Origin of the sequence: Citrobacter sp. wls619, from assembly GCF_005281345.1 — a bacterium.
Lineage (GTDB): Bacteria > Pseudomonadota > Gammaproteobacteria > Enterobacterales > Enterobacteriaceae > Citrobacter.
Genome location: NZ_SZXJ01000079.1, coordinates 24,592 through 40,895, shown reverse-complemented (window position 1 = coordinate 40,895; position 16,304 = coordinate 24,592). Strand labels below are relative to the sequence as shown.

General features: G+C 54.2%; 14 protein-coding genes. 3 read left to right on the top strand and 11 right to left on the bottom strand.

Features of this window, described 5'->3' with window-relative positions:
- Positions 1-79: 79 nt before the first annotated feature.
- The 5 genes from glnB to purL form a co-directional block, all read right to left on the bottom strand.
- Entirely contained in the window at positions 80-418 is a 339-nt protein-coding gene (gene glnB, locus FDX19_RS16000) for a nitrogen regulatory protein P-II (protein WP_002914032.1), read from the bottom strand.
- A 60-nt stretch (positions 419-478) separates the two neighbouring features.
- A complete protein-coding gene (gene glrR / locus FDX19_RS15995) occupies positions 479-1,813 on the bottom strand; it encodes a two-component system response regulator GlrR (protein WP_305764056.1) in 1,335 nt (444 codons plus the stop codon).
- Positions 1,813-2,532 (bottom strand): two-component system QseEF-associated lipoprotein QseG, encoded by a 720-nt coding sequence (gene qseG, locus FDX19_RS15990; RefSeq protein WP_137383482.1) that lies wholly within the window; start codon positions 2,530-2,532, stop codon positions 1,813-1,815. The genes glrR and qseG overlap by 1 nt, the downstream gene beginning before the upstream one ends.
- Before the next feature lie 22 nt (positions 2,533-2,554).
- Complete coding sequence (qseE, locus tag FDX19_RS15985; RefSeq protein WP_137383481.1) at positions 2,555-3,985, bottom strand: two component system sensor histidine kinase QseE/GlrK; 1,431 nt, start codon at positions 3,983-3,985, stop codon at positions 2,555-2,557.
- Positions 3,986-4,629: 644 nt separating this feature from the next.
- Positions 4,630-8,517: a phosphoribosylformylglycinamidine synthase gene (gene purL / locus FDX19_RS15980; RefSeq protein WP_137383477.1), complete on the bottom strand. Its 3,888-nt coding sequence runs from the start codon at positions 8,515-8,517 to the stop codon at positions 4,630-4,632.
- A 257-nt stretch (positions 8,518-8,774) separates the two neighbouring features.
- On the opposite strand from purL, the gene mltF reads away from it, so the two are divergent.
- Positions 8,775-10,352: a membrane-bound lytic murein transglycosylase MltF gene (gene mltF / locus FDX19_RS15975; protein WP_137383476.1), complete on the top strand. Its 1,578-nt coding sequence runs from the start codon at positions 8,775-8,777 to the stop codon at positions 10,350-10,352.
- 30 nt (positions 10,353-10,382) lie between these two features.
- On the opposite strand, the gene tadA is transcribed toward mltF, so the two are convergent.
- The 4 genes from tadA to murQ are packed head-to-tail and all read right to left on the bottom strand — an operon-like array spanning position 10,383 to position 13,843.
- Positions 10,383-10,919, bottom strand: a complete 537-nt coding sequence (tadA, locus tag FDX19_RS15970; RefSeq protein WP_137383475.1) for a tRNA adenosine(34) deaminase TadA — start codon at positions 10,917-10,919, stop codon at positions 10,383-10,385.
- Between the two features lie 17 nt (positions 10,920-10,936).
- A complete protein-coding gene (yfhb, locus tag FDX19_RS15965) occupies positions 10,937-11,572 on the bottom strand; it encodes a phosphatidylglycerophosphatase C (protein WP_137383474.1) in 636 nt (211 codons plus the stop codon).
- Between the two features lie 3 nt (positions 11,573-11,575).
- Positions 11,576-12,940 (bottom strand): PTS transporter subunit EIIC, encoded by a 1,365-nt coding sequence (locus FDX19_RS15960; protein ID WP_137383473.1) that lies wholly within the window; start codon positions 12,938-12,940, stop codon positions 11,576-11,578.
- A gap of 9 nt (positions 12,941-12,949) precedes the next feature.
- Positions 12,950-13,843, bottom strand: coding sequence for an N-acetylmuramic acid 6-phosphate etherase (gene murQ / locus FDX19_RS15955; protein WP_137383472.1), 894 nt, complete (start codon positions 13,841-13,843; stop codon positions 12,950-12,952).
- A gap of 117 nt (positions 13,844-13,960) precedes the next feature.
- Between murQ and FDX19_RS15950 the strand changes: the two genes are divergently transcribed.
- Together FDX19_RS15950 and FDX19_RS15945 are read left to right on the top strand one after the other, a co-directional pair.
- On the top strand, positions 13,961-14,809 hold the full coding sequence (locus FDX19_RS15950; protein ID WP_048210891.1) for a MurR/RpiR family transcriptional regulator: 849 nt from the start codon (positions 13,961-13,963) through the stop codon (positions 14,807-14,809).
- Between the two features lie 55 nt (positions 14,810-14,864).
- The gene (locus tag FDX19_RS15945) at positions 14,865-15,125 is read left to right on the top strand and encodes a YfhL family 4Fe-4S dicluster ferredoxin (protein WP_137383471.1); all 261 of its coding nucleotides are present in this window, start codon (positions 14,865-14,867) and stop codon (positions 15,123-15,125) included.
- Positions 15,126-15,188: 63 nt separating this feature from the next.
- On the opposite strand, the gene acpS is transcribed toward FDX19_RS15945, so the two are convergent.
- Together acpS and pdxJ are read right to left on the bottom strand one after the other, a co-directional pair.
- Positions 15,189-15,569, bottom strand: a complete 381-nt coding sequence (acpS, locus tag FDX19_RS15940; protein WP_005130319.1) for a holo-ACP synthase — start codon at positions 15,567-15,569, stop codon at positions 15,189-15,191.
- The gene (gene pdxJ / locus FDX19_RS15935) at positions 15,569-16,300 is read right to left on the bottom strand and encodes a pyridoxine 5'-phosphate synthase (RefSeq protein ID WP_137383470.1); all 732 of its coding nucleotides are present in this window, start codon (positions 16,298-16,300) and stop codon (positions 15,569-15,571) included. The genes acpS and pdxJ overlap by 1 nt, the downstream gene beginning before the upstream one ends.
- Positions 16,301-16,304 lie beyond the last annotated feature (4 nt).

Sequence of the window (16,304 nt, the reverse complement as noted above, 5' to 3'; positions counted from 1 at the left end):
TAAGGCGTTTACGCCGCCATCCGGCAATCACTCTGCCTGATGCGCTACGCTTATCAGGCCTTCAAATTAACGGCGCGGCTTAGATTGCCGCGTCGTCTTCTTCGCCAGTACGGATACGAATAACACGCGCCACATCGAAGACAAAAATCTTACCGTCGCCGATTTTGCCGGTCTGGGCAGTACGAATAATCGTATCGACACAGGTATCGACAATATCGTCGGTAACCACGATTTCAATTTTTACCTTCGGTAGAAAATCCACCATATATTCCGCACCACGGTACAGCTCGGTGTGGCCTTTCTGACGGCCAAACCCCTTCACTTCCGTCACTGTCATACCGGTAATGCCGACTTCCGCCAGCGCTTCGCGGACATCGTCCAGCTTGAAGGGTTTAATAATCGCATCAATCTTTTTCATGCTATTCCTTGAAAAGGTCGCCTGTCTTTTGATCAAATAAAGCTAACATAATCCGCAGATTTATTCTTTGAAATCGTTTGCATCAAGTTCATGACGAGAGAGCAACTTGTAGAATTCTGTGCGATTGCGTCCCGCCATTCGTGCAGCATGGGTAACATTACCTTTGGTAATTTGCAGCAGCTTACGCAAGTAGTTGAGCTCAAACTGATTGCGCGCTTCAACAAACGTCGGCAGCGCCGTATTTTCACCTTCCAGCGCCTGCTCCACCAGCGCGTCACTGATCACCGGCGAAGAGGTTAACGCCACGCACTGTTCAATCACGTTGACCAACTGACGCACGTTGCCCGGCCAACTGGCGGTCATTAAACGTTTCATCGCATCAGTCGAAAAAGCGCGGACAAACGGTTTGTGCCGTTCGGCTGACTGACGCAGCAGATGGTTTGCCAGCAGTGGTATATCTTCTGTTCGCTCGGCCAGCGCCGGGATCTTCAGACTCACCACGTTGAGACGGTAATAGAGATCCTCACGAAATTCGCCCCGCGCCATGGCTTTAGGCAGGTCGCGATGCGTTGCAGACACAATCCGCACATCAATGTCGATATCGCGATTGCTTCCGAGCGGACGAACTTTTCGCTCCTGCAATACGCGCAGTAATTTAACCTGCAGCGGCGCGGGCATGTCGCCTATTTCGTCGAGAAATAACGTCCCGCCTTCTGCTGCCTGAAACAAGCCTTCACGATTACTCACCGCTCCGGTAAAGGCACCGCGCGCATGACCAAAAAGCTCTGATTCCAGCAGTTGTTCCGGCAACGCCCCGCAGTTTATGGCGATAAAAGGCTTGTGGCTGCGCGGGCTGGCGTTGTGAATCGCCTGGGCAAACACCTCTTTCCCGGTGCCGCTTTGGCCGTTGATCAGCACGCTGACATCCGATTGCGCAACCATCCGCGCCTGTTCTAACAAACGCAGCATTAACGGGCTACGGGTAACAATTGATTCACGCCAGCTGTCATCAGTAGCAGGCGCGGACTGTTCCAGCGCACCGTCAATCGCTTTGTAGAGCGCGTCTTTATCGACCGGCTTGGTGAGAAAGCTGAAAACCCCTTGCTGCGTTGCCGCGACAGCATCAGGAATGGAGCCGTGCGCGGTCAGGATAATGACCGGCATCCCCGGCTGCACTTTCTGGATTTCAGTGAACAGCTGCATGCCGTCCATTTCATCCATGCGCAGGTCGCTAATGACCAGATCCACTTTTTCACGATTCAGTACCCGCAACCCTTCCTGCCCACTTTCTGCGGTTACGACGCTGTAACCTTCGCTGGTCAGTCGCATACCGAGCAATTTCAACAGCCCTGGATCGTCATCCACCAGCAGCAGATGCGCGGGCTTGCGGCTTATCATGGCGTGACCTCCCCATCATCAGGCGTCGTGAGTTTATCAGTACCGTGCAACGCATCGGGATTGTAGCTGCCGGCAGGTTTACGGGTGGACAGCTGTCGTTCAATATCGGTCAGGTTTTCCAGCTTACGGGTGGTGAGATCGAGCTGGCTCTGCAAATGCTGTTGCTGTTGGCGCAGCGCGTCAAGATCGCTGTCGGATGACTGTTGAAGTTTACTGTAGCGCATACGTTCTTCTGCAAGCTGTAACTGCAGCGTTTGACTACTGCGCCAGACCTGATAAAGCGGACGGACCTGGGCCGGAATTTGCGGGCTTAGCGCATCCAGACGGGCCATTATTTCACGCCTTTCAGGCGGTGTAATGTGGGCGCCATCAAGCAGTATCCCGCGCTTAAAAGCGCCCTGCCAGGTATCCGTGAGTTGGCTACTGGCTTCACTGCGTGCCTGAACAGGCATCAGGCGCTCGGCACAATCCATGGTCCGCAGCCAGTAGAGCGGGTTGGAATCTGTAGACTGGCCCGACAGCGACCAGATATCCGTGCATTCGGTGGCAAGGTAATCAGCGAGTTGATGCGGCGGGATTTTCTCCTGCGAAGGATCGCCGATAATGTGATTCACCGCGTTGGGAACGCAGCCGACCAGCGCCAGGCATGGCAGACTTGCGAGTAAGACGCGGCGAATAAAATCTCGTTTAAGCATTCGGGCAACAACGTGTGGCATACTCACCAGACTTAGGTTCATTTTAGTGGTTTTTCGATGCAGATAGCGGCAGTTCTATGCGGAAACAAACGCTTTGCGCATGCTCATCAACCAGATACAGTTTTCCCCGCATACGGCGGATACAGTCTCTGGCGATACTCAGTCCCAACCCGCTTCCTTTGACTGCCCCTTTTCGCTGATGGCTGCCCTGGAAAAAAGGTTCGAAGATCATCGCCTGTTCTGCTTCTGGAATCGGTGTGCCGGTATTTATGACATCAATGTATACCGTCGAGCCATGCAAACTGCTGCGGACCCAAATGTTACCGGATTCAGCGCCATAGTGCACCGCATTGGAATAAAGATTGTCCAGCACGCTCATTAACAGCATGGGTTCGGCCAGACAAGCGTTCGCCGCCAGCGCAACATCAGTATGTATCATTTTGGCGCGAGCGGGCAGGCTATGTGCTGAAACAACACTTTCCACCAACGGCGCGATTTCAACGCGCTCAAGTTCTACTTCGTCATCCGCCAGCTTGCGGTTGTAATCAAGCAATTGCTCAATCAGCTTTTGCAGATTACGGCTGCTGTCATCCAGAATACCGACCACCTCTTTTTGCTCGGGAGTAAGCGGCCCAACGACCTCATCGGCCAGCAACTCTGTGCCTTCACGCATGCTGGCCAGCGGCGTTTTCAGTTCATGGGAGAGATGGCGTAAAAACTGATGCCGCTGTGACTCAAGCCAGGAAAGGCGCTCGCTCAACCAGATTATGCGCTGGCCAACGGAACGCAGTTCCCGGGGGCCTGTAAACAATACGCTATCGCCCAGTGAGCGGCCTTCTCCCAGACGGTTAATCATCCGTTCAATCCCCTTCACCGGGCCGATAATCATACGGGTAAACAGCAGTACCATCGCCAGACTCACGAGAAATAGCACCAGCGCCTGCCAGCCGAAGAACTGACCACGTTCGGCAATTTCTTGTTGTAACTGCTGACCACGCGAGAAGACCACGGTACGTGTAGCCTGCACCATGTCGGTATTCGCATTAGCGAAGGCTTCCAGACGGGCTGCCGCCTGGCTGTCAGGACCACTGTTATTACACTGCAGTTGGGCGAGATCGTTAAGATCCTGCCGCAACGCCTGGTAGAGCTTGTTGTCCGGTAACACGCCTGCATGCGCGTCCAGCATGTCGCTATAACGTTTACGCTGGCTCTGGTAAACCTTTGCCAGCGTCGGATCATCCAGCACACAGTACTGTCGGTAGCTACGCTCCATCTCCAGCGCGGCGTTGGTCATTGCCTCGCTGCGTCGGGCATCAATGAGCGTGGTTCTGTTCGTCAGCGCCGCCTGCGCGCTCAGGGCGTTCAGGCTCTGCCACGCTTGCCAGGCCAGTACAAGCAAAGGGAGCAAGATCAGCAAAAATGCCAGTGTCACCAGCTGACGTAAGGATCGAGGGAAAACAGACCAGCGCTTCAAGGCGTTACTCTCAATGGACGGGAATAAGACGATGCTAACTGAGGGGAACGTCAGATACAACAAAGCCGGGATTAACCCGGCTTTGTTATGGAATAAGGCGGTGCCTAACTCGACGTTTCGCCCGAAGGTTGATATGAGCTTCGCTAATATCAGATGTTGGACGGCAGGCACCTTGTTGTGCGTCATTCGAAGTTTATGTAGCACGTCCCGAAGGGGCTGACATAAGAAGGTGAATGAGCCACTGGTTAATATTATGCAGCATCTGTGCCAATATTCAAAACACTTTATTAACACAATGATAAATATAAGAAATATGAATAATTGTGTAAAAATAAGGGTTGGGTGTTTTTTGTTCATTCTGTCGCTAATCAGCAACACTCGCAGCACTTAAAAACAAAATCATTATAAATCAAAACATTAAGTGTCTCTTTTTAGCGACAAGTCAACCCTACCAATGTCGGGATTTCCCGACACTTTAATTTTGCGGCATAAGCGCCGGGTTTATTGCCGGATGACGGCGTAAACGCCTTATCCGGCCTACAAGTGCTCTTCCCCGTAGGTCTGATAAGCGCAGCGCCATCTGTCGCTCTGTATCCTGGCGACAAAAAAGCCCCTCAAGAGGGGCTTCATGATGTTTGACCAGATTAACCTAGCTGTTTACGCGCATTACGGAAGATGCGCATCCACGGGCTATCCTCGCCCCAGTTTTCCGGGTGCCAGGAGTTGCTCACGGTACGGAACACGCGCTCCGGGTGCGGCATCATAATAGTGACGCGACCATTTTCGGTGGTAACCGCAGTGATACCGTTTGGAGAACCGTTCGGGTTAGCCGGATAGGTTTCGGTCACCTTACCGAAGTTATCAACGTAGCGCAGCGCCACCAGCCCTTTGCTCTCCAGCCCTGCCAAATGCGCATCGTCACGCACTTCTACGCGACCTTCGCCGTGAGAAACCGCGATTGGCATCTGTGACCCCACCATACCCTGCAGCAGCAGAGACGGGCTTTGTGTCACTTCGACCAGGCTGAAACGCGCTTCAAAGCGATCGGAGTGGTTACGCACAAAGCGTGGCCACAGGTCGCTTCCTGGGATCAGCTCGCGCAGGTTAGACATCATCTGACAACCGTTACACACGCCGAGTGCCAGCGTTTGCGGGCGATGGAAGAAGGTTTCGAACTCATCACGTACCCGATTGTTGAACAGAATCGACTTCGCCCAACCTTCCCCTGCCCCAAGCACATCACCGTAAGAGAAGCCACCACAGGCCACCAGCGCCTGGAAGTTACCCAGACCAATACGACCGCCCAGCAGATCGCTCATATGCACGTCGATAGCGTCAAAACCCGCACGGTGGAAAGCTGCCGCCATTTCTACGTGGGAGTTAACGCCCTGTTCGCGTAGCACGGCAACTTTTGGACGCGCACCGGTAGCGATATACGGAGCCGCAATATCTTCGTTGATATCAAACGACAGTTTAACGTTGAGACCAGGATCGGCATCGTTGGTTTTAGCGTTGTGTTCCTGATCGGCACATTCCGGGTTGTCGCGCAGACGCTGCATCTGCCAGGTTGTTTCCGCCCACCACATACGCAGGGTAGTACGGCTTTCGCTAAACACCGGCTGACCTTGAGCGGTCAGGGTGAAACGATCGCCGGCTACCGCCTGGCCGAGATAATGTACGCAATCAGCCAGACCGTTCGCCGCCAGAATCGCTTCTACCGCGTCACGGTCAGCAGCGCGAATCTGAATGACAGCGCCCAGCTCTTCATTAAACAGCGCCGCCAGATGATCATCGCCCAGAGCACCGATATCTGCTTCAACGCCGCAGTGACCGGTAAAGGCCATTTCTGCCAGCGTAACCAGCAGACCGCCGTCGGAGCGGTCATGGTAAGCCAGCAGCTTACGTTGTGCGACCAACGCCTGAATGGCGTCGTAGAAGCCTTTCAACTGCGTTACATCGCGCACATCGGCAGGTTTGTCGCCCAGTTGACGGTATACCTGTGCCAGCGATGTCGCGCCCAGCGCATTGTGGCCAAGGCCAAGATCAATCAGCAACAGCGCATTGTCTTCAGTAGACAGTTGCGGCGTGATTGTATGACGCACGTCTTCAACGCGAGCAAAGGCGGTGATCACCAGCGACAGCGGGGAGGTCATTTCACGCTGCTCGTTACCTTCCTGCCAGCGGGTTTTCATCGACATGGAGTCTTTACCCACCGGGATAGTCAGGCCAAGCGCCGGACATAACTCTTCCCCGACGGCTTGTACCGCTTCGTACAGCCCGGCATCTTCACCGGGATGGCCAGCAGCCGCCATCCAGTTTGCTGACAATTTGATACGTTTGATATCGCCAATCTGCGTGGCCGCAATATTGGTTAGCGCTTCACCGACGGCCAGACGCGCAGAGGCGGAGAAGTCCAGCAGCGCGACAGGGGCGCGTTCACCGATGGACATCGCTTCACCATAGTAGCTATCCAGACTGGCGGTAGTGACCGCACAGTTCGCTACCGGGATCTGCCACGGACCCACCATCTGGTCACGCGCCACCATCCCGGTGACAGTACGGTCGCCGATGGTCACGAGGAAGGTTTTCTCTGCCACAGTCGGCAGGTGCAGCACGCGGTTTACCGCGTCAGCAATCGTAATATGCTCACGTGCAAGCTGCTCGCCTTTGGCTTTCAGCGTTTGTACGTCGCGGGTCATTTTCGGCGTTTTACCCAGCAGAACGTCCAGCGGCATGTCAATCGGCTGGTTGTCGAAGTGGCTATCGCTCAGAGTCAGGTGCTGTTCTTCGGTGGCTTCACCAATCACCGCATAGGGTGCGCGCTCGCGCTTACACAGTTCGTCAAACAGCGGCAGCTGGTCGGCGGCCACCGCCAGCACATAGCGCTCCTGAGATTCGTTACACCAGATTTCCAGCGGGCTCATACCCGGTTCATCACTCAGGATATCGCGCAACTGGAATTTGCCGCCGCGTCCGCCGTCACTGACCAGCTCTGGCATGGCATTCGACAGGCCACCCGCGCCAACATCGTGGATGAACAGGATCGGGTTAGCGTCCCCCATCTGCCAGCAACGGTCGATAACTTCCTGGCAGCGACGCTCCATTTCCGGGTTGTCGCGCTGTACGGAAGCGAAATCAAGATCGGCATCAGACTGGCCGGAAGCCATAGATGATGCCGCACCACCGCCCAGGCCGATGTTCATCGCCGGACCACCGAGGACGATCAGCTTAGCACCCACCACGATCTCGCCTTTCTGCACGTGATCTTCACGGATATTGCCGATCCCACCCGCCAGCATGATCGGTTTGTGGTAACCGCGCAGCTCTTCACCGTTGTGGCTGTTCACTTTCTCTTCATAGGTGCGGAAGTAGCCCGTCAGCGCAGGACGACCAAATTCGTTGTTAAACGCAGCACCACCCAGCGGGCCTTCGGTCATGATATCCAGTGCGGTGACAATGCGGTCCGGCTTGCCAAAATCTTCTTCCCACGGCTGTTCAAAGCCCGGGATACGCAGGTTAGAGACAGAGAAACCCACCAGCCCGGCTTTCGGTTTCGCACCGCGCCCGGTTGCGCCTTCATCACGAATTTCACCGCCAGAACCTGTTGCAGCGCCCGGCCACGGCGAGATCGCCGTCGGGTGGTTATGGGTTTCAACCTTCATCAGGATATGTGCAGGTTCCTGATGGAAATCGTAGCGGCCGGTCTGGTGGTCAGCAAAGTAGCGACCCACTTCAGAGCCTTCCATCACTGCTGCGTTATCTTTATAGGCAGACAGGACGTGATCTGGTGTGGTTTCGAAGGTGTTTTTGATCATCTTGAACAGCGATTTCGGCTGCTGCTTACCGTCGATCACCCAGTCGGCATTAAAAATTTTATGGCGGCAGTGCTCGGAGTTGGCCTGTGCAAACATGTACAGTTCGATATCGTTCGGGTTGCGTCCCAGTTTGGTGAACGCATCTTGCAGATAGTCGATTTCATCCTCTGCCAGCGCCAGCCCCAGACGCAGGTTAGCGTCAATTAACGCCTGGCGTCCTTCACCCAGCAGGTCAACGCTGGAAACCGGCGCAGGCTGGTGATGAACAAACAGTTTTTCAGCATCGCTCAGCGCAGAGAAAACCGTTTCCATCATGCGGTCATGCAGAATATCGGCAACCGTCAGCCACTGCTCCGCAGTCAGCGTGGAAGCCTCAACATACCAGGCAATGCCACGTTCCAGGCGGCTAATCTGTTGCAGGCCGCAGTTATGGGCAATATCAGTCGCTTTAGAAGACCACGGGGAGATGGTACCCGGGCGAGGCGTGACCAGCAGCAGTTTGCCTTCAGGGGCATGACTGTGAAGAGCAGGACCATATTTCAGCAGACGAGCAAGTTGCGCGCGCTCATCCTCATTCAATGGTGCATTCAGATCGGCAAAATGGACGTACTCGGCGTAAATGTTGTGGACCTGGAGGTTGGCAGCCTGAAAACGTGCCAGCAGTTTGTTAATACGGAATGCAGACAGTGCAGGTGAACCACGCAGAATTTCCATCATAAGTCTCTCGTCTTCTAAGCTTTCGGTGTGCCCAAGTGGGGGAAACGGGCGTCATTATAAAGAATCTACCGCGCCGACGAAACCGTTTGCGTCGAAATAAAATCACGACCTTGTCTTATCATCAAATGCGGTCTGGTTTCTGAATAAGTTGCCAACTGACGCAAGTTTAAGCAAAATGCCGCTCATTAATGACTAATTCACTTCTTAATCAACACCACAGCACGCAGAGACAACGTACGATTCAGAGAATTAACTAATTGAAAAAATTAAAGATTAATTATCTGTTCATCGGTATTTTGACGCTGCTGTTGGCAGCGGCCCTCTGGCCATCTATCCCCTGGTTCGGTAAAGCCGACAATCGTATCGCCGCCATTCAGTCGCGGGGAGAGCTGCGCGTCAGTACCATCGACTCCCCGCTCACTTACGCCACGCTTAATGGGAAAAAGTTCGGCCTGGATTACGAACTGACCAAAGCCTTCGCCAACTACCTGGGTGTGAAGCTGAAAATCACCGTACGCCAGAACATCAGCCAGCTTTTTGACGACCTGGATAACGGGAATGCCGATCTGCTAGCCGCAGGTCTGGTGTATAACAGCGAGCGCGTTAAAAATTATCAGCCGGGTCCGACCTACTATTCCGTATCGCAACAACTGGTGTATCGGGTTGGGCAATATCGCCCTCGCAGCCTTGCCAGCGTGAACGAAAATCAGCTGACCATCGCCCCGGGACACGTGGTGATAAATGACCTCCAGCAGTTAAAAGAAAAAAAATACCCGGACCTGAGCTGGAAAGTTGATGAGAAAAAGGGCACCACTGAACTGCTTGATGATGTCATCGCCGGTAAGCTGGATTACACCATTGCCGATTCCGTCGCCATCAGCCTGTACCAGCGTGTACACCCTGAGCTGGCCGTCGCGCTGGATGTCTCCGACGAACAGCCAGTGACCTGGTTCAGCCGTCTGGACGATGACAATACGCTGTCCGCTGCCCTGCTGGATTTCTTCAATACCATGAATGAAGACGGCTCGCTTGCGCGGTTGGAAGAAAAGTACCTTGGGCATGGCGATGATTTTGACTATGTTGATACCCGCACCTTCCTGCGTGCGGTTGATAGCGTATTACCGGATCTGAAGCCACTTTTTGAGAAATATGCGCAGGAAATAGACTGGAGACTGCTCGCGGCAATCTCTTACCAGGAATCACACTGGGACGCGCAGGCCACCTCCCCGACCGGCGTACGCGGTCTGATGATGCTAACCAAAAATACTGCCCAGAGCCTTGGGCTCACTGATCGTACCGATGCCGAACAGAGCATCAGCGGCGGCGCGCGATATTTGCAGGACATGATGCGCAAAGTGCCTGATACCGTGCCCGAAGGAGAACGTATCTGGTTTGCGCTCGCCGCTTACAATATGGGCTACGCACATATGCTGGATGCGCGGGCGCTGACGGTAAAAACCAAAGGCAACCCGAACAGTTGGTCCGATGTAAAACAACGTCTGCCGCTGCTCAGTCAAAAACCGTATTACAACAAGCTGACCTATGGCTATGCACGCGGTCACGAAGCCTACGCCTATGTGGAAAATATCCGTAAGTATCAGATAAGCCTGGTGGGATACCTGCAAGAGAAAGAAAAGCAGGCAATTGAAACACAGCAACTGGCGCAGGATTACCCGGCGGTATCGCCCGCAGAACTGTTAGGCGAAGAGAAGTTTCCGCTGGCGGCATTCCTGTCTCAGACCTCATCAAGCTATCTGTCACACTCCCCTTCTCTGCTATTTTCGACGCAGAAGAAAGAGCAGAAGTCGTCTTTGAAGGGAGGCCAGGCTGATTAGCACAACGCCCTTAGGCAATCAGATTGGTATTTACACGTTGGAGGATTTTTTCAGGGCTTTAATTTCCTGACGACGCATACGGAAAAAATCGCTGAGCAACGTCGCGCATTCATCGCGTAACACGCCTTCAGTCACGTCAACCCGATGGTTCATGCCAGGATGATGCAGTACGTCCATTAACGACCCCGCCGCCCCCGTTTTCGCATCGCGCGCACCAAAAACCACCCGACCAATACGGCTGTGCACCATCGCACCGGCACACATCACGCACGGTTCCAGTGTGACATACAACGTCGCATCCAACAGACGGTAGTTTTGTAGCACCAGGCCGCCCTGGCGCAACGCCATGATTTCAGCGTGGGCGGTAGGATCATGATGGCCAATCGGCCGATTCCAGCCTTCGCCAATCACGCGGTTGTTGAGGACCAATACTGCACCCACCGGGACTTCACGCTCATCCCAGGCGCGCTTAGCCAGCGTTAAAGCGTGGCGCATCCAGTATTCGTGGCTAAATTCAACATCAGACAAAGGGGTAACTCCAGTAATCAAAGCGGGCGCATTATACACAGACGCTATCGTTTACTCTATTCGAGTTGTTGCAGCTCCCCGCGCGGCGTGACGCGCCAACGATGCTGGCAAAAAGAGAGCAGTGGATTGTCCTGCTTGCTGTCGCTGTAACCGCTGTAAAGATGCAACGGCGCGCCAATCTGCTGTTCCAGTTGCGCCACCTTTTCATGCCCCAGACAGCGCAGCGGCAATACCCAGCCACCGTACCCACGCGCCATTTGACTGGCGATCAGATTGACACGCGGCAGCCACGGCGTATCGAAGTAAACCTGCTCCACCAGCGACTGCGGGGAGCCGGTGATAAGCCAGATATCAGCATCGGAGCTTAACAGGTACGTCGTCAGACGCTGCTGCACGACCGGAAATGCCGTCACATGCCCGCGAAACCAGCGCACAAAATCGGCCTGATGTGCCTTCAGGCGCGTTTCACTGCGACCAAAAGTACAGCCCCACAACAGCAGGCTCATGGGCCAGCGGGCAGCTCGCCCTTTAATTAACATTGCCAGCCCAATAATCGGCAACAGGGGCAGCACCAGCAACGCATTTAGCGGTTGGCGACGCAACAGAAAACGTAAGAAACTGCCGAACATATCCTGCTGGTGTAACGTGCCATCCAAATCAAAAAAAACAACGCGGCGCTGGTGATTGGTCAAACCTTATTCCTCTGGATCGTTGAACCCCAATAGCCAGGTAAACAGGAACCCGGCGATAACTGCTACCAGATAGCCTAACAGATAGAACATCACTTTTCCGGCAACAATCGTCAGTGCCAGCGGTAATCCGGAGATGCCAAAGGTGATGACCGTCGCCACCTTCCAGTAGCTGATCAGCGCCCCACCGACAGCACCACCGAGACAGGCACCGATAAACGGCTTACCTAATGGCAATGTCACCCCAAAAATCAGCGGTTCGCCAATACCCAGCAATCCGACCGGCAGCGCGCTTTTAATCACTTTTTTCAGCCGTGCGTTACGGGTTTTCATCAGTACCGCAATCGCCGCACCGATTTGCCCCACTCCGGCCATCGCCAGAATAGGAAAGAGTGCGTTATACCCGTGCGCCTGTACCAGTTCTACATGGATAGGGACCAACCCCTGATGAAGCCCGGTGAGAACCAGTGGCAGAAAGGTACCAGCCAGCACCGCCCCTACCAGGAAGCCACCGCGATCGATAGCCCAGGAAGCGCCATGGGCAATGGATTCGGCTATCCAGCCACCAAGCGGTTGCAGCGCCACAATGGCAATTGTCCCGGTAATAAGGGTGGTCAGCAGTGGATTGAGGATCAGCTCCAGCGATTCCGGCAACAGCACTCGGAATTTGCGTTCAATCCAGCACATTAGCGCCACCACCAGCAGTACCGCGATTACCCCACCGCGTCCCGGCTGCAAGGCCTCGCCAAACAGGGTAATTTGCGCCAGCTGCGGACTGGAGAGGATCCCCGCCATCACCCCCCCCATCGCCAGAGAGCCGCCGAAGACTTTGGCGGTATTCACCCCGACAAGGATGTTCATAATGGCAAACACGGCGCTACCAAAAATGCCTAACAGTCCCAACATATTCGGATAGTGGGTCGCAAAGTCCCCCACGATGTCCGGACGTTTGAGGATGTTAATGATGCCGGTAATCAAACCGGAGGCGATAAACGCCGGAATAAGAGGGATAAAGACGTTCGCCAGCTTGCGCAGCGCATCGCTCATGGGTGCTTTGTACTTCGCTTTGGCCTCTGACTTCGTGCGCTCGATATCATTGGCGTCTGCTCGCTCGCCGCCATCGGCAATCAGGGAACGCATAGCATCCACCACTTTGGCGGCTTTACCGGGACCGACGATAATCTGGTGCTGTGCGCCCTGCTTCACGTAACCGCTAACACCGGGCAGTTGCCTGAGGCGAGGGATATCAATCTGTCCGTCATCCTGAACTACCACTCTGACGCGGGTCATACAGTTTTCCAGGCGCAGAATATTCTTCTCTCCGCCAACGCCCAGCAGAATGTCGCTGGCCAGCACCGCCGTCTTATCCATATACACCTCTTAGTGTTCTAACGCCGCGCGTAAAAAACCCTGGTGAGCGGCAAGTTTTTCGCGGGCGGCGGCGGCATCGAGACCCGTGAGAGCCATCAAAATGGCGGGCTTAACATCAAAATCGGTCTGTTTCAGCAGAGCTTGCGCCTGGTCATACGCAATACCGGTGGCTTCCACGACCATGCGACACGCCCGGTCTACCAGCTTAACGTTGGTCGCTTTCATATCCACCATCAGGTTCTGATACACTTTGCCAAACTTCACCATTGCACCGGTAGAAATCATATTGAGCACCAGCTTTTGCGCGGTACCGGATTTCAGTCGCGTTGACCCTGTCAACGCCTCAGGCCCCACTACCGGAGAGATGGCAATATCCGCTTCATGCGCGATAGGGGAATCTGGATTGCAGGAAATCGCCGCCGTCGCACAACCCACCGAACGCGCATATTTCAGCCCGCCAATCACATACGGCGTGCGACCAGAAGCTGCCAGCCCCACCACCAGATCCTGTGCCGTAAGGTTGAGCGCACGCAGATCGTCTTCACCTAACTGCGGGTTATCTTCTGCGCCTTCTACCGCCTTCAGCAGCGCACCCGGTCCGCCAGCAATCAGCCCGACCACCAGACCATGCGGGACGCCAAAGGTCGGTGGGCACTCAGACGCATCCAGTACGCCAAGACGCCCACTGGTCCCCGCCCCCATGTAGATAATCCGTCCTCCCGCTTTTAACGCGTCAGCCGCCGCATCGACCGCAAGCGCAACTTCAGGCAGAGTTGCTTTTACTGCTTGTGCTACCAGCGTATCCTGTTGATTAAAACGATGAACCAACTCAAGTGTGGATAACGCATCAAGATCCATGGTCTGAGGATTGCGGCTTTCTGACACTAACGCACCGAGATTCATTTTTTGTTCCTTAGGAATTTTTAATTCATAGTAATACGTTATAATGGAATATAATATTCACCCAGGCGAGTGAAATTTTGTTTTGTAATCGCCATCACGTTTTCGCCAGGAGACAGCATGAACTGTTTGATTCGCATTCGTCAGCGTTACCCGGACCTCGCGCAAAGCGATAAAAAGCTTGCGGATTACCTCCTCGCACAGCCGGATACTGCGCGTCATCTCAGTTCACAACAACTCGCTTTTGAAGCGGGTGTCAGCCAGTCCAGCGTCGTGAAGTTCGCACAAAAAATGGGGTTTAAAGGGTTTCCCGCACTGAAACTGGCGATCAGCGAAGCACTGGCCAGTAATCCCAATCCCCATTCTATCCCAGTGCATAATCAGATCCGCGGCGACGATCCTATGCGTCTGGTGGGTGAAAAACTGATTCAGGAGAACGTTGCGGCCATGCACGCCACACTGGATATCAACAGCGAAGAAAAGCTGATGGAAAGCGTCGCCTTGTTACGCTCCGCCCGACGCATTGTCCTGACCGGAATTGGCGCCTCTGGGCTGGTGGCTCAGAATTTTGCCTGGAAACTGTTGAAAATAGGTTTTAACGCAGTAGTGGAACGCGATATGCATGCCCTGCTGGCAACGGTACAGGCGCTTTCGCCGGGCGATCTCCTGTTGGCGATTTCCTATACAGGGGAACGTCGTGAACTCAACCTGGCTGCGGATGAAACATTGCGCACCGGTGCCAAAATACTTGCCATCACCGGATTTACACCCAATGCCCTGCAACAGCGAGCAAGCCACTGCCTGTATACAATTGCCGAAGAACAAGCGACGCGCAGCGCGGCAATTTCATCGACGCACGCACAGATGATGCTCACGGATTTACTGTTTATGGCGCTGGTTCAGCAAGATTTAGAACATGCTCCGGAACGAATTCGTCACAGTGAAGCGCTGGTAAAAAAACTGGTCTGAGCAAAGAATGCGCGTATAATGCCCGCCCGATTTGTGATGTTTTGAGAGTTTCCTGATGGCCCTGTTAATCACTAAAAAGTGTATCAATTGCGATATGTGCGAACCCGAATGCCCGAATGAGGCGATTTCGATGGGTGAAAGCATCTACGAGATTAACAGCGACAAATGTACGGAATGCGTAGGCCATTACGACACGCCAACCTGTCAGAAAGTGTGTCCGATCCCCAACACAATTTTGAAAGACCCGGCACATAGCGAAACCGAAGAACAGCTGTGGGATAAGTTTGTGTTGATGCACCACGCGGATAAGCTATAACTCACCCTGATTGCCTGCCGGATGGCGGCGTAAGCGCCTTATCCGGCCTACAAAATCCTGACACTAGCTTTCAATAATCACCGTGGCACAGGCGTAGTGACGCTCATCGGCCAGCGTCACATGCATATGCGCGACACCCAGTTTTTCCGCCAGTTTTAACGCCTCCCCCCATAACCGCAGACGCGGTTTACCGAGTTCATCGTTGAAGACTTCAAACTGATTAAACGCCAGCCCATTGCGAATGCCGGTACCGAAGGCTTTTGCTGCGGCCTCTTTTACCGCAAAGCGCTTTGCCAGAAAACGCACCGGTTGCTGATGCGTTTCCCAGATGGCCCATTCGTTGTCACTCAGGACCCGTCTGGCCAGGCGTTCACCGGAGCGGGAGATCACCGCCTCGATCCGCGCAATCTCCACGATATCCGTGCCTAAACCCAGAATCGCCATTAGCCACGCGCTTCCAGCATCAGACGTTTCATTTCCACGACGGCGTCTTTCAGCCCGCTCATCACCGCACGCCCGATAATCGCATGCCCAATATTTAGCTCGTGCATTTCCGGGATCCGCGCAATGGCTTTAACATTATGGTACGTCAAACCGTGACCGGCATTCACCTTCAGGCCCAGACTGGCAGCAAACGTCGCCGCTTTAGCAATACGCGCCAGTTCACTCGCCTGTTCAGCATCGGTTTTCGCATCGGCGTAACAGCCGGTATGAATTTCAATGAACGGAGCGCCCACGTCAGCAGCCGCTTTAATTTGTTCTTCATCCGCATCGATAAACAGCGAAACCAGAATGCCTGCGTCCGCCAGGCGTTTGCAGGCATCGCGCATCTTGTCGCGCTGACCGGCGACGTCCAGACCACCTTCAGTAGTAACTTCCTGACGCTTTTCCGGCACCAGGCAGCAAAAATGCGGCTTTGTCTCTACGGCGATAGCCAGCATCTCTTCGGTTACCGCCATTTCCAGATTCATTCGCGTATCCAGCGTCTGGCGCAGAATACGTACGTCGCGGTCGGTGATATGGCGACGGTCTTCACGCAGGTGTACGGTGATGCCATCCGCGCCAGCCTGTTCAACGATAAACGCTGCCTGAACCGGGTCCGGATATGCGGTACCACGTGCATTACGTAGAGTGGCAATGTGGTCAATGTTGACGCCTAACAGTAATTCAGCCATGACA